The following is a 12,755-nucleotide window of genomic DNA, read 5'->3' on the forward strand; positions in this document are numbered from 1 at the left end:
GAGAGGGCTTTGTCGTTGATGGGGCGAAGTGCCTTCGTCAGTCCGGCACCACCGCCGTGACCTCGATCTCGATCTTCGCGCGCGGCTCCACCAGCGCCGCGACCTGCACGCAGGTCATCGCCGGGAAGTTGCGGCCCATCGCATCGCGGTACACCGGGCCGAGCTCGGCGAGCCGACTGCTGTACTCGTCGCGGTCGACCACGTACCAGGTCATGCGCACCATGTGCTCGGGACCGGCACCGGCCTCGCGCAGCACCTCGACGATGTTGCGCAGCGCCAGGCCGCATTGGTCGATGAAGTCGTCCGACTCGAACTGCTGCTGGGCATTCCAGCCGATCTGTCCGCCGACGAACACCATGGTGCCGCGCGCCGCGACGCCATTCGCATAGCCCTTGGGGGGCAACCAGCCTGGAGGCTGCAAGAGTTTGATCATGATGTGGTGGACCTGTTGTCTTCGGTTTGTCTCAGTTTGAAGCGTTGCAGCTTGCCCGTTTCGGTGCGTGGCAGCACGGACACGAACTCGATCTCGCGCGGGTACTTGAACGGCGCGATCGTGGCCTTCACGTGGTCCTGCAGCGCCTTCACGAGGCCGGCATCGCCGGTCTGCCCGGGCTTCAGCACGCAGAAGGCCTTGACGATCATGCCGCGGTCGGCATCGGGCTTGCCGATCACGCCGCATTCGGCCACGGCCGGATGCTTGAGCAGCGCATCCTCGACCTCGGGGCCGCCGACGTTGTAGCCGGCGGTGATGATCATGTCGTCGGCGCGCGCCTGGTAGAAGAAATAGCCGTCGTCGTCCTGGACGAAGGAATCGCCCGGATAGTTCCAGCCGTTCTTCACGTAGTCGGCCTGCCGCGCGTCGTCGAGGTAGCGGCAGCCCACCGGTCCCTGCAGCGCCAGCTTGCCGACCGTGCCGCGCGGCACCTCGTTGCCCTCGGCATCGACCACCTTGGCGATGAAGCCCGGCACGGCCTTGCCGACGGCGCCGCGGCGCACCTCGTCGCCCGCGGCCGAGATGTAGATGTGGAACACCTCGGTGCCGCCGATGCCGTCGAGCATCTCGAGGCCGGTGGCCTCCTTCCAGAGCTGGCGCGTGGCATCGGGCAGGGCTTCGCCCGCGCTCACGCTGATGCGCAGCGTGGGCGCGCCGTGCTGCTTCACGAACGGCGCCATCTGGCGGTAGAAGGTCGGGGCGGTGTAGCAGATGGTCGCGCCGACCTCGTTGATCAGCTTCACCAGGCCTTCGGGCGTGAAGGGCGCGTCGGGGAAGTAGATCGAGGCACCCGCGTACATCGGGAACACCAGCAGCCCGCCGAGCCCGAAGGTGAAGGCCAGCGGCGGCGAGCCCACCACCACGTCCTCGGGGCGCGCCCGCAGCACGTGGCGCGGCCAGGTCTCGCACATCGCGAGCACGTCGCGGTGCGTGGTCACGGGCGCCTTCGGCTTGCCCGTGGTGCCCGAGGTGAAGGCCAGCAGCGCGATGTCGTCGGCCGCCGTGGGGCAGGCCTCGAAGATGCCGCTCTTGGCGGCCGCGCGCGCGGACAGCGAATCGGGCGCGTCGGGCCGGTTGAAGGCGATGATGTCGGCGAGCACCGGGTGCGCCTGCTGCGCGGCCACCAGCTCGTCGAGCAGCCGGCCGTCGCACAGCGCGGCCACCGGCTGCGACTTCTCGATGATGTCGCCGAGCTCCTTGGCGCGCAGCAGCGGCATGGTCGCGACGGCGATCAGTCCGGCCTTCACCACCGCGAGCCAGGCCAGCGCCATCGCCACCGAGTTGCCGCCGCGCAGCAGCACGCGGTTGCCGGGCACCAGGCCCAGGTCCTCGGTCAGCACCTGCGCGATGCGGTTGACCTCGATGGCGGCCTGCGAATAGCTGAGCGTGCCTTGCGGCGAGCGCAGCAGCGGCCGGTCGCCGAAGCCCTTGGCGGGCGCCTTGTCGAGCAGTTCCTCGACCAGGTTGAGCTGGTCGGGCAGTTGCAGTTCGGGCCGGTCGTAGCGGAAGACCGGCAGCTGCGCCGCCGGCGGCAGCCGGTCGTGCACGAAGCGGTCGACTTGGGCGGATGGAGCGGTCACGGTGTTCATCCCCGCAGTACGGATTTGCCGATGATCAGTTGCTGCACTTCCGTCGCGCCCTCGTAGATGCGCAGCGAACGGATGTCGCGGTAGAGGGCCTCGATCTTGGTGCCGACCTTGACGCCGAGGCCGCCATGCATCTGCAGCGCCATGTCGATGACGCGGCTGGCGTTCTCGGTCGCGGCCATCTTGGCCATCGCGGCCGCGGCCGACACGTCGCCCACCGGCGCGCCGCCGCGCTGCTCGGCCTCGTCGCGCATCCAGGCCGCGCGGTAGGTCAGGAGCGCCGCGCCGTCGATCAGCGCCGCCATCTCGCCGAGCCTGGCCTGCGTGAGCTGGAAGTCGGCCAGCGTCTGGCCGAACATGCGGCGGTTCTTCGCGTGCGAGATCGCCTCGGCCAGCGCGCGCCGGCCCATGCCGAGCGCGGCGCCGGCCACGGAGGCGCGGAAGATGTCGAGCGTGCGCATCGCGAGCTTGAAGCCGCCGTTGAGCTCGCCGAGCTGCGCGTCGCGCGGCACCACGCAGTCGTCGAAGCGCAGGGTGGCCAGCGGATGCGGCGCCATCACGTCGATGTGCTCGGAGGTGTCGAGGCCGGGCGTGGTCGCATCGACGATGAACACCGTGATGCCGCGCGTGCCGCCCGCGGGATCGGTCTTGGCGAACACGCAGTAGAAGTCGGCGATGCCGCCGTTGCTGATCCAGGTCTTGCTGCCGTGGAGGCGCCAGCCGTCGGCCGTGGGCTCGGCGCGCATGGCCATGGCGGCCACGTCGGAACCGGCATCGGGCTCGCTCAGCGCGAAGGCCGCGATCTTCTCGCCCTTGCCGACCGCGCCGAGGTAGCGCGACTGCTGCTCGGGCGTGCCGGCGAGCGTGATCGCGCCGCTGCCCAGGCCCTGCATCGCGAACGCGAAGTCGGCCAGCGGCGAGTGGTAGCCGAGGGTTTCGCGCAGCAGCACCAGCGCGCGCGAATCGAGGCGCTCGAGCGCGCCGCCGGCGCTGCCGGGCACCGCGTAGCGCAGCCAGCCGCCGTCGCCGAGGCGGCGCACCCATTCGCGGCAGGCCGCGCGGTCGTCGCGCTCGTCGACCTCCTGCGCGGCGCACCAGGGCAGCAGGTCGCTCGCGAGCGCGCGGTGCGCCTCGTCGAAGAAGGGCAGCGCCAGGTGCGCGGTGGAAGGAGGAGCCGGGATCTTCGCCATGGCCTCAGTCCCCGCCGAACACCGGCTTGCGCTTGGCCGCGAAGGCCTCGTAGGCGCGGCGGAAGTCCTCGGTCTGCATGCAGATCGCCTGCGCCTGCGCCTCGGCCTCGATCGCCTGGTCGATGGTCATCGACCATTCCTGCGCCAGCATGGTCTTGGTCATGCCGTGCGCGAAGCTCGGGCCCTCGGCCAGCTCGCGCGCCATCTTGGTCGCGGCCTCGAGCAGCGCGTCGCTCTCGTGCAGCGCGTTGAAGAAGCCCCAGGCATGGCCTTCCTGCGCGGTCATCGCGCGGCCGGTGAACAGCAACTCGGAAGCGCGGCCCTGGCCGATCACGCGCGGCAGCAGCGCGCAGGCGCCCATGTCCGCGCCGGCCAGGCCGACGCGCGTGAACAGGAAGGCGGTGCGCGTGGCGGGCGAGCCGTAGCGCAGGTCGCAGGCCAGCGCGATCATCGCGCCGGCGCCGGCGCACACGCCGTCGATCGCGCCGACGATCGGCTGCGGGCAGGCGCGGATCGCCTTCACCAGGTCGCCCGTCATGCGCGTGAATTCGAGCAGCTCGGGCATGCGCATGCCGGTCAGCGGACCGATGATCTCGTGCACGTCGCCGCCCGAGCAGAAGTTGCCGCCCGCGCCCGTGACCACGATCACCTTCACGTCGCTCGCGTAATTGAGCGCGCGGAACAGGTCGCGCAGCTCGGCGTACGAGTCGAAGGTCAGCGGGTTCTTGCGCTCGGGGCGGTTCAGCGTGATGGTGCCCACGCCGTTGTCGTAGTGCCAGGCGAAGTGCTTCGCGGCATAGGCCGCCTTCGCTTCGAATTGCGCGTGCATGGGATTGCCCGCGCCGATGTAGTGCTTCATTCGGCCTCCGCCAGTGTCTGGCTCTGTGAGTGTTGCTTGACCTTGCCGAGCAGCTTGTGCAGCTGCGCGATCTCCTTGCCCGTGAGGCCCGCGAAGGCCTCGACGATCCAGTCCTCGTGCTGCTGCGCCATCTCGTGGAACAGCTTGCGGCCGCGCGGCGTGAGCCGCACGCGCCAGGCGCGGCGGTCGCCCTCGACGTCGACGCGCTCGACCAGGCCCTCGGTCACGAGCTGGTCGGTGATGCCGGTCACGTTGCCGCCGGTCACCATCATCCGGCGCGACAGCTCGTTCATCTTCAGCCCCTCGGGCGAGCGCTCGAGCTGCGACATCAGGTCGAAGCGCGGCAGCGTGGTGGCGAATTGCGCGCGCAGCCCGTTGCGCACTTCCTTCTCGATCAGCTGCGTGCAGGTCAGCAGGCGCAGCCACAGCCGCAGCGCTTCGGGGTGTTCGGCGTGGGCGCGGGCTTCGAGGTCCATGGGGTGCCGCCGTCGTTCAGTGCGTCTCTTCGCTTTGCGCCGCGGCCATCGCTGCATTGGCGGCGGCCGCCATCTGCTGCTGCTTCGCGATCTCGCGGTACATCTGGTCGCGCCCGCTCAGGTACTGCTTCGGCCACTCGACGGCGCGGCTCTGCAGCTTGGCGGCCTCGTGCAGCGTCCAGGCCGGGTCGGCCAGGTGCGGCCGCGCGATCGCGCAGAGGTCGGCCCGGCCGGCCGCGATGATGCTGTTGGCCTGGTCGGCCTCGGTGATCGCGCCCACGGCGATGGTCGAGATGCCGACCTCGTTGCGGATGCGGTCGGCGAACGGCGTCTGGTACATGCGGCCGTAGACCGGCTTGGCGGCGCGCGTGGTCTGGCCCGAGGAGACGTCGATGAAGTCGGCGCCCGCGTCCTTGAAGAAGCGCGCGATCGCCACCGCGTCGGCATCGGTGTTGCCGCCGGGCGCCCAGTCGTGGGCCGAGATGCGCACGCTCATCGGCTTGTCCGCCGGCCAGGCGGCGCGCATCGCGCGGAACACCTCGAGCGGATAGCGGCAGCGGTTCTCGAGGCTGCCGCCGTACTCGTCCTCGCGCAGGTTGGTCAGCGGGCTGATGAAGGCCGACAGCAGGTAGCCGTGCGCGCAGTGCAGCTCGAGCCAGTCGAAGCCGGCCTCGGCCGTGCGGCGGGTCGAGGCCACGAACTGATCGCGCAGCGTGTCCATCTCGGCGCGCGTGATCGCGGCCGGCAGCTGGTTCTGTTCGCCGTAGGGCAGCGCGCTGGCGGCCAGCAGCGGCCAGTTGCCGCTGGGCAGCGGCTCGTCGGTGCCTTCCCAGCCCACCTGCGTCGAGCCCTTGGGGCCGCTGTGGCCGAGCTGCATCGCGATCTTCGCGCTCGACTGCGCGTGCACGAAGTCGACGATGCGCTTGAACGCGGCCTGCTGCTCGTCGTTGTAGAGGCCGGTGCAGCCGGGCGTGATGCGGCCTTCGGGCGTGGGGCTGGTCATCTCGACGAACACCATCGCCGCGCCGCCGAGCGCGCGCGCGCCCAGGTGCACCAGCAGGAAGTCCTGCGGCACGCCGTCGACCGCGCTGTAGGTCGCCATCGGCGAGACCAGGATGCGGTTCTTGAGCTCGAGCCCGCGCACCTTGAGCGGCATCAGCATCGGCGCGACGGCCTTGCCGCCGGCCAGCCACTGCTCGTAGCCGCCGAGCCACCTGGTGTCGCGCAGCCGCAGGTTCTCGTGGCTGATGCGCTGCGAGCGCGTGAGCAGCGAATAGGCGAACTGCTCGATCTCCATGCCGGTGTAGCGCGGCACGTTCTCGAACCATTCGGTGGAGTTGCGCGCGGCGTTCTGGATCTTGAGCACCTCGACGCTGCGGCGCGCCTCGTACTGCTCGAGCACCTGGTCGGTGCTGCCGCCGGCGGCGAATTCGTTGGCCAGGTCGATCGCGTCCTCGAGCGCGAGCTTGGTGCCCGAGCCGATCGAGAAGTGCGCCGTGTGCGCGGCATCGCCCATCAGCACCACGGGCACCGAGCGGCCGCCGACGTCGACGCGGTGCGTCCAGTGCTCGCACACCACGCGCGGGAAGCGGATCCAGTTGGCCGAGCCGCGCAGGTGCGTGGCGTTGCTGATCAGCGAGTGGCCGTCGAGGTACTTGGCGAACAGCTTCTCGCAGAAGGCGATCGCCTCGGGCTGCTCCATCCGGTCGAGGCCATGGGCCTGCCACACGGCCTCGGGCGTCTCGACGATGAAGGTCGAGGTGTCCTTGTCGAACTGGTAGGCGTGGGCCTGGAACCAGCCGTGCTCGGTCTGTTCGAAGGCGAAGGTGAAGGCGTCGAAGGTCTGGTGCGTGCCGAGCCAGACGAAGCGGCACTGGCGCAGGTCGATGTCGGGCTGGAACACGTCGGCATAGCGCTGGCGGATGCGGCTGTTGAGGCCGTCGCTCGCGATCACCAGGTCGGCCTCGTACTTCGCGGCCAGTGCCTGGTCGTCGGTCACGTCGGTCTCGAACACCAGCTCGACGCCGAGCGCGAGGCAGCGCTCCTGCAGGATGTTGAGCAGCCGCTTGCGGCCGATGCCGCAGAAGCCGTGGCCGCCCGAGCGCACCTGGCGGCCCTTGAAGAAGACCTGGATGTCGTCCCAGTGGTGGAAGTCGTCGCCGATCAGCGCGGCGGATTCGGGGTCGGCCGCGCGCAGGTTCGCGAGCGTCTGGTCGCTGAGCACCACGCCCCAGCCGAAGGTGTCGAAGGGCCGGTTGCGCTCCACCACCGTGATCTGGAGGGCCGGGTTGCGCGCCTTCATCAGCAGCGCGAAGTACAGGCCGGCGGGCCCGCCGCCGATGCACAGGATGCGTTGGAGGTCCATGGACGGGGCGTGGGCGATGCTGTTCATGGTTGAATAGTTTAGACATAAACAATCTGCTGTCAAACGGATTTACCCGCAGCACATCGGGCCCGTCCGCGCTGGCGCCGGCCGGTGTCCCCGCGACACGATCCGGGCCGCCGGATGCAACCGCATGCAAGAAGCTCGAAAAATCAATACCATGCGGCCCATGCAAAGCTTGATACCCAAGATCGAGTCGCAGCTGGCTTCGCTACCCGTGCCCGTGGCACTGGAACTGCCCGATGGGCGACGGGTTGCCGCAGCCGGTTCGCGTGTCACGCTGGCTTTTTCGGAGTGGTCGGCACTGGCCAAGCTCGCGGCCCGACAGGTGGGCGCGATCGGCGAGGCCTACGTGGAGGGCAAGGTGCAGATCGAGGGCGCCATGCGCGACCTGATCGATGCCGCCGTCGGCCTGCTGCCCGGCAACCCGGCCGAGACCGACACCGGATGGTGGAGCCGCCTGCAGCACCTGGCCAAGTCCCGCGGCTCGCATTCGCTGCGCAAGGACGCCGCCCAGATCGAGTTCCACTACGACGTCTCCGACGACTTCTACGCACTCTGGCTCGACCCGCGCCGGGTCTACTCCTGCGCCTACTACGCGACGCCCGACCTCACGCTGGCGCAGGCGCAGGAAGCCAAGCTCGACCACATCTGCCGCAAGCTGATGCTCAAGCCCGGCGAGCGCTACCTCGACGTGGGTTCGGGCTGGGGCGGCCTGCTGCTATGGGCCGCCGAGCACTACGGTGTCGACGCCACCGGCATCACGCTGTCGCGCAACCAGCATGCGCACGTGCAGCGCCTGATCGAGGAGAAGGGCCTCACGGGCCGCGTGCGCGTCGAGCTGCGCGACTACCGCGAGCTGTCGGCGGAGCGGCCCTTCGACAAGATCTCCTCGGTGGGCATGTTCGAACACGTGGGCGCGGCCAACATGCCGACCTACTTCGCCAAGATCCATTCATTGCTGGCGCCCGGCGGCCTGCTGATGAACCACGGCATCACCTCGGGCCAGCTCAACTACCGCCAGCTCGGCAACGGCATGGGCGACTTCATCGAGAAGTACATCTTCCCGGGTGGCGAGCTGCTGCACGTCACGCACGTGCTGCGCGAGACCGCGGCGGCCGGCCTGGAGATCGTCGACGTCGAGAGCCTGCGGCCGCACTACGCGCGCACCTTGTGGGCCTGGTCCGACGCGCTCGAGGCGCAGCTCGAAACGGCGCGCGCCGTGCTGCGCAACGGCGGCAGCGAGCGCCAGCACGCCAACGCCGAGCGCATCCTGCGCGCCTACCGGCTCTACCTCGCGGGCTCGGCCATGAGCTTCGAGCAGGGCTGGATCGGCCTGTACCAGATGGTCTCGACCAAGCCCGACGGCAAGGTCGATCACGGCACCTTGCGCGGTGCGCAATCGGTGTACCCTTTCACGCGTGATCATCTCTACAAGTGAAAGGGACAACCCCATGCTCTATCGTTTCCAGTCCAGGGCCTCGTCGGATTTCGTGATGCTCGAGACGCACGCGCGCCAGCTGTTCGACATCGTCGGCAAGTCGCCTTCCGCGCAAGGAATCATCACGGTCGAGCAGATTCCCGGGGCGATCTCGGCCATCGAGGCCGCGCTCGCGCGCGAGAAGAGCAACACCCACAACCATGACGAATTCGCGGTCGAGGACCACACCCACGACGCCGAAAAACAGCATGTGGCGCTGCACCAGCGCGCCACCCCGCTGCTGCACATGCTCAAGGAATCGCTGGCCGAAAACAAGGACGTGACCTGGACCACCTGAGTCCGGGTCGGACAACCCGCCGCGCGGCGGCGGGTTGCCGGCGCCAGTCCGCGACGGACGGGCGCTGAATCTTCTCTCGGGCGGGACGCTCTCAGTCCACCTTCGCGCCCGAATCCTTCACCACCTTCGCCCACTTCACGTGCTCGCTCGCGATGAGCTTCGTGAAGTCGGCCGGCGTGCTGCCGCTCGGGATCGCGCCCTGCGCCAGCATCTTCTCCTTGATCGCCGGCGTGCCGAGCGACTTGGCGACTTCCTGCTGGATGCGGTTGACGATCTCGGGCGAGGTGCCCGCGGGCGCCAGCAGCCCGAACCACGAACTGGCCTCGAAGCCCTTGAGCGTCGGGCCGCCGGCCTCTTCCACCGTCGGCACGTCGGGCAGCGCGGGCGAGCGCTGGGCGCTGGTCACGGCCAGCGCCGTGAGCTTGCCGGCCTTGATCTGCGCCATCGACGAGGGCAGGTTGTCGAACATCACGTCGGCGTTGCCGGCCACCATGTCGAGCAGGGCCGGGCCCGAGCCCTTGTAGGGGATGTGGGCCATGAAGGTGCCCGTCATGCTCTTGAACAGCTCGCCCGCGAGATGGATCGAGGTGCCGCTGCCGCTCGAGGCCATGTTGAACTTGCCGGGGTTGGCCTTGCTGTACTTGATGAAGTCCTGCACGTTGTGGATGCCGAGCGTCTTCGCCTTCTCGGCGTTCATCTCCATCACGTTCGGCACCGCGGCCACCATGGTGATCGGCACGAAGTCCTTGATCGGGTCGAAGGGCAGCTTCGGATAGAGCGCGCGGTTGATGCCGTGCGTGCCCACCGTGCCCATCAGCAGCGTGTAGCCGTCGTTCGGCGCGCGCGCCACGATCTCCGCGCCCACGTTGCCGCCGGCGCCCGCGCGGTTGTCCACGATGAACTGCTGGCCGAAGGCCTTCGAGAGCTCGGGCGCGACCGCGCGCGCGAGGATGTCGGTGGTGCCGCCCGCGGCGAAGGGCACGACGATGCGCACCGGCTTGGTGGGCCAGGTGCCCTGTGCCCACGCGGGCGCGACGAGCAAGGTGGTGGCAGCGATCGAGGCGGCGAGCAGCGCGCGCCGGGACGAGGAATGGAGGGGGATGGAAGTCATGCGCGCCTTTGTACAGGCGCTCGCCGCGGTCGTCGCGGGTGAAAACCCCGGCGTGGCTCATTGAAGCACCCTCGTGCTTCGCACTGCGGTGCGAGCTTGCTTGGGGCGGTCCGGCGCGGCGCTCAGCTCACCTGCATGCGCTGCGCGAACCGCTCCTCACGGAAGCGCTCGAGCACGAAGTGGACGAAGGCCCGCGTCTTCGGCGGCAGCAGCTTCTTGCTCGGGTAGTAGAGCCAGACCGCGCCCGCGTCGTGGTGCCACTCGGGCAGCAGCCGCAGCAGGCTGCCGTCGCGCAGTCCCCGTTCCACGAAGGGCATGGGCAGCATCGCGACGCCCAGCCCCATCAGCGCGGCCTGCGCGATCGCCTCGGGGTCGTTGAAGATCGCGCGCGGGCGCGGCAGCTCGACCGTGACCTCCGCCTCCTTCGCCGCGCCGCGCGCATGCCGCAAGGTCCAGCTGCGCAGCCGGCCCGTGGGCGAGGAGCGGCGCACCAGCGCGTCGAGCGCCGCCAGCTCCGAGGGATGGCGCGGCATCCGCCGCTGCGCCATGTAGGCCGGCGCTGCCACCGCCACCACGTGAATGCGCGCCAGCTCGCGCGCCACCAGCCCGGCCGACAGCTCGAAGCCGCCGCCGATGGCCGCGTCGAAGCCCTCGCCGACGAGGTCGGCCTGCAGGTTGTCGAAATGCCAGTCCGGCACGATTGCCGGGTAGCGCGCGAGGAAGTCGCCCATCATCGGCAGCACGTGGGCGCGGCCGAAGGCCTGGCCCATGCTGACCTTGAGCGTGCCCGAGGGCTGGCCGTCGTCCTTGTCGATGCCGGCCACCGCCTCCTGCAGGGTGGCGAGCGCGCCGCCGATCTGCGCCAGGAAGCGTTCGCCGCCCTCGGTCAGCGTGAGCCGGCGCGTGCTGCGCTGGAACAGCCGCACGCCGAGCCGCGCCTCCAGCCGCGCCACGTTCTTGCTGACCGCGGCCGGCGTGAGCCCGAGGCGGCGCGCGGCGGCCGAGAAGCTGCCGCCCTCGGCGCTCTGCACGAAGGAGGCGAGATGGTTGAGCGGTTCCATCGTCCTATTTTCAACCAAGGGTTGAATTTGATGGGACCGATTGATGGCTACCGCAAATGCAATCGAAGGCAGAGACTGGAGGCCTTCCAACACCACTCATCCAGGAAAAAACCATGACCTCCACCACCACTTCCCCGGCCCCCGTCCTCGCGGGCAAGGTCGCCTTCGTCACCGGCGGCTCGCGCGGCATCGGCGCGGCCATCGTGCGCCGCCTGGCGCGCGACGGCGCCGCCGTGGCCTTCAGCTACAGCAGCTCGCAGGCCGTCGCCGAGGAACTCGCGCGCAGCCTCGAGGCCGAGGGCGGCCGCGCGCTCGCGCTGAAGATCGACAGCGCCGATGCCGAGGCGCTCAAGGCCGGCATCGACCAGGCGGCGCGCCACTTCGGCGGCCGCATCGACATCCTGGTCAACAGCGCCGGCGTGCTGCACCTGGGGCCGGTCGACCAGCTCACGCTGGCCGACTTCGATCGCACCATCGCCGTCAACGTGCGCGCCGTGTTCGTCGCCATCCAGGCCGCGCTGGCGCACATGGGCAGCGGCGGGCGCATCGTCAACATCGGCAGCACCAACGCCGAGCGCATGCCCTTCGCGGGCGGCAGCATCTACGCCATGAGCAAGTCGGCGCTCACGGGCCTGGTGCAGGGCCTGGCGCGCGACCTCGGTCCGCGCGGCATCACGGTCAACAACGTGCAGCCCGGCCCGGTCGACACCGACATGAACCCGGCCAACGGCCCGATGGCCGCGACCATGCACAGCTTCATGGCGCTCGACCGCCACGGCCACGCCGACGAGATCGCGGGCATGGTGGCCTACCTCGCGAGCCCCGAGGCCGCGTTCGTGACCGGCGCCGGACTCAACATCGACGGCGGCTTCGCGGCCTGAGCGCGCGGCTCAGCGGCCGGGCGTCGCCCGCGCCGCCAGCGTCGCGCCGACGTGCTCGGCCAGCGCGCGCGCCGAGGGCTTGGCGGCGCGCCCGGCCGGGAACACCGCATGCAGCTCCACCGGCGCCATGCGCCAGTCCGCGAGCACCCGCACCAGCGCGCCGCTGGCCAGCTCGGCGCCGCAGCCCAGCTCGCTGGTGTGGGTGATGCCCAGGCCCGCCACGGCCGCGGCGATCGAGCCCTCGTTCATCGTGCTGCTCAGCAGCGCGCCCGCGATGCGCACCGACACCTTCCGCCCGTCGCGCTCGAAGGACCAGGACGCGCCGCCGCTCGGCCCGGCCACCACCGCGTGCGCCGCGAGCTCGGCCGGCAGCGCCGGCGTGCCGGCATGGCGCAGGTAGCCGGGCGCGGCCACCAGCAGGGTCCGGAACAGCCCCAGGCTGCGCGCCGTGGCGCTGGAATCGGGCAGCGTGCCGAAGCGGAACGCGAGGTCCGCGCCCTCGCTCACCAGGTCCTGCAGCTGGTCGTGCATCAGCAGCTTGACGCGCAGCGCCGGATGCCGCGCCATGAAGGGCGCCAGCGCGGGGATCGCCTCGCGCACCGCGAAGCTCGAGGACAGCGCCACGCGCAGCACGCCGCGCAGCTCGCCGGTGCCGCGCGCCGCATGGTCGGCCTCCTCGAGCGCGGCCAGGATCGGCTCGATGCGCGCGAGGTAGTCGGCACCGGCCTCGGTCAGCGTCACGGCGCGCGTGGTGCGCGTCAGCAGCGCCGCGCCCACTTCCTTCTCGAGCGTCGCGATCACGCGCGAGGCCGAAGGCTGCGAGAGCCCGAACTCGCGCCCCGCGCGCGAGAAGCTGCCCGCGTGCGCGACGCGCGTGAACAGGCGCAGGGCGAGCAGCCGGTCGCTCATGGCTTGCGATTGATTTGCATGGCGAATG

General features: G+C 70.2%; 12 protein-coding genes. 3 read left to right on the plus strand and 9 right to left on the minus strand.

What is annotated here, in order from left to right; translation table 11 throughout:
* Positions 1-37 precede the first annotated feature (37 nt).
* From ACEN9J_RS22285 to ACEN9J_RS22310, 6 genes are read right to left on the minus strand one after another with little or no spacing between them, the layout of a single operon-like run.
* Positions 38-436, minus strand: a complete 399-nt coding sequence (locus tag ACEN9J_RS22285; RefSeq protein WP_057593191.1) for a RidA family protein — start codon at positions 434-436, stop codon at positions 38-40.
* Positions 430-2,082, minus strand: coding sequence for an AMP-binding protein (locus ACEN9J_RS22290; protein ID WP_296734132.1), 1,653 nt, complete (start codon positions 2,080-2,082; stop codon positions 430-432). Before ACEN9J_RS22290 ends, ACEN9J_RS22285 begins: the two co-directional genes overlap by 7 nt.
* Positions 2,079-3,269: an acyl-CoA dehydrogenase family protein gene (locus tag ACEN9J_RS22295; RefSeq protein WP_413762075.1), complete on the minus strand. Its 1,191-nt coding sequence runs from the start codon at positions 3,267-3,269 to the stop codon at positions 2,079-2,081. The genes ACEN9J_RS22290 and ACEN9J_RS22295 overlap by 4 nt, the downstream gene beginning before the upstream one ends.
* A gap of 4 nt (positions 3,270-3,273) precedes the next feature.
* Complete coding sequence (locus ACEN9J_RS22300) at positions 3,274-4,128, minus strand: enoyl-CoA hydratase family protein (protein WP_057593158.1); 855 nt, start codon at positions 4,126-4,128, stop codon at positions 3,274-3,276.
* Entirely contained in the window at positions 4,125-4,604 is a 480-nt protein-coding gene (locus ACEN9J_RS22305) for a MarR family winged helix-turn-helix transcriptional regulator (RefSeq protein ID WP_057593159.1), read from the minus strand. The genes ACEN9J_RS22300 and ACEN9J_RS22305 overlap by 4 nt, the downstream gene beginning before the upstream one ends.
* 16 nt (positions 4,605-4,620) lie before the next feature.
* Positions 4,621-6,969 (minus strand): bifunctional salicylyl-CoA 5-hydroxylase/oxidoreductase, encoded by a 2,349-nt coding sequence (locus ACEN9J_RS22310; protein WP_413762076.1) that lies wholly within the window; start codon positions 6,967-6,969, stop codon positions 4,621-4,623.
* A 187-nt stretch (positions 6,970-7,156) separates the two neighbouring features.
* On the opposite strand from ACEN9J_RS22310, the gene ACEN9J_RS22315 reads away from it, so the two are divergent.
* Both ACEN9J_RS22315 and ACEN9J_RS22320 read left to right on the plus strand, forming a co-directional pair.
* Positions 7,157-8,428, plus strand: coding sequence for an SAM-dependent methyltransferase (locus ACEN9J_RS22315; RefSeq protein ID WP_057593161.1), 1,272 nt, complete (start codon positions 7,157-7,159; stop codon positions 8,426-8,428).
* 13 nt (positions 8,429-8,441) lie between these two features.
* On the plus strand, positions 8,442-8,765 hold the full coding sequence (locus tag ACEN9J_RS22320) for a DUF1840 domain-containing protein (protein ID WP_057593162.1): 324 nt from the start codon (positions 8,442-8,444) through the stop codon (positions 8,763-8,765).
* Between the two features lie 91 nt (positions 8,766-8,856).
* Here the strand turns inward: ACEN9J_RS22320 and ACEN9J_RS22325 are convergent, their stop codons facing one another.
* Together ACEN9J_RS22325 and ACEN9J_RS22330 are read right to left on the minus strand one after the other, a co-directional pair.
* Entirely contained in the window at positions 8,857-9,876 is a 1,020-nt protein-coding gene (locus ACEN9J_RS22325; protein ID WP_057593163.1) for a Bug family tripartite tricarboxylate transporter substrate binding protein, read from the minus strand.
* A gap of 122 nt (positions 9,877-9,998) precedes the next feature.
* Entirely contained in the window at positions 9,999-10,937 is a 939-nt protein-coding gene (locus ACEN9J_RS22330; RefSeq protein WP_413762077.1) for a LysR family transcriptional regulator, read from the minus strand.
* Positions 10,938-11,050: 113 nt separating this feature from the next.
* Between ACEN9J_RS22330 and ACEN9J_RS22335 the strand changes: the two genes are divergently transcribed.
* Positions 11,051-11,818, plus strand: coding sequence for an SDR family oxidoreductase (locus ACEN9J_RS22335; protein WP_261213071.1), 768 nt, complete (start codon positions 11,051-11,053; stop codon positions 11,816-11,818).
* A gap of 9 nt (positions 11,819-11,827) precedes the next feature.
* Here the strand turns inward: ACEN9J_RS22335 and ACEN9J_RS22340 are convergent, their stop codons facing one another.
* Positions 11,828-12,727, minus strand: a complete 900-nt coding sequence (locus ACEN9J_RS22340; protein ID WP_413762078.1) for a LysR substrate-binding domain-containing protein — start codon at positions 12,725-12,727, stop codon at positions 11,828-11,830.
* Between the last annotated feature and the right edge of the window lie 28 nt (positions 12,728-12,755).

It is taken from the genome of Variovorax sp. Varisp41 (genome assembly GCF_047325085.1).
GTDB lineage: Bacteria > Pseudomonadota > Gammaproteobacteria > Burkholderiales > Burkholderiaceae_C > Variovorax.

Excerpts from the sequence above, each read along its gene's own strand:
- ACEN9J_RS22320 (WP_057593162.1), top strand. The coding sequence starts at position 8,442 with ATGCTCTATCGTTTCCAGTCCAGGGCCTCGTCGGATTTCGTGATGCTC.
- ACEN9J_RS22335 (WP_261213071.1), top strand. The coding sequence starts at position 11,051 with ATGACCTCCACCACCACTTCCCCGGCCCCCGTCCTCGCGGGCAAGGTC.
- ACEN9J_RS22310 (WP_413762076.1), bottom strand. The coding sequence starts at position 6,969 with ATGGACCTCCAACGCATCCTGTGCATCGGCGGCGGGCCCGCCGGCCTG.
- ACEN9J_RS22300 (WP_057593158.1), bottom strand. The coding sequence starts at position 4,128 with ATGAAGCACTACATCGGCGCGGGCAATCCCATGCACGCGCAATTCGAA.
- ACEN9J_RS22315 (WP_057593161.1), top strand. The coding sequence starts at position 7,157 with ATGCAAAGCTTGATACCCAAGATCGAGTCGCAGCTGGCTTCGCTACCC.
- ACEN9J_RS22290 (WP_296734132.1), bottom strand. The coding sequence starts at position 2,082 with ATGAACACCGTGACCGCTCCATCCGCCCAAGTCGACCGCTTCGTGCAC.
- ACEN9J_RS22340 (WP_413762078.1), bottom strand. The coding sequence starts at position 12,727 with ATGAGCGACCGGCTGCTCGCCCTGCGCCTGTTCACGCGCGTCGCGCAC.
- ACEN9J_RS22325 (WP_057593163.1), bottom strand. The coding sequence starts at position 9,876 with ATGACTTCCATCCCCCTCCATTCCTCGTCCCGGCGCGCGCTGCTCGCC.
- ACEN9J_RS22305 (WP_057593159.1), bottom strand. The coding sequence starts at position 4,604 with ATGGACCTCGAAGCCCGCGCCCACGCCGAACACCCCGAAGCGCTGCGG.
- ACEN9J_RS22330 (WP_413762077.1), bottom strand. The coding sequence starts at position 10,937 with ATGGAACCGCTCAACCATCTCGCCTCCTTCGTGCAGAGCGCCGAGGGC.
- ACEN9J_RS22295 (WP_413762075.1), bottom strand. The coding sequence starts at position 3,269 with ATGGCGAAGATCCCGGCTCCTCCTTCCACCGCGCACCTGGCGCTGCCC.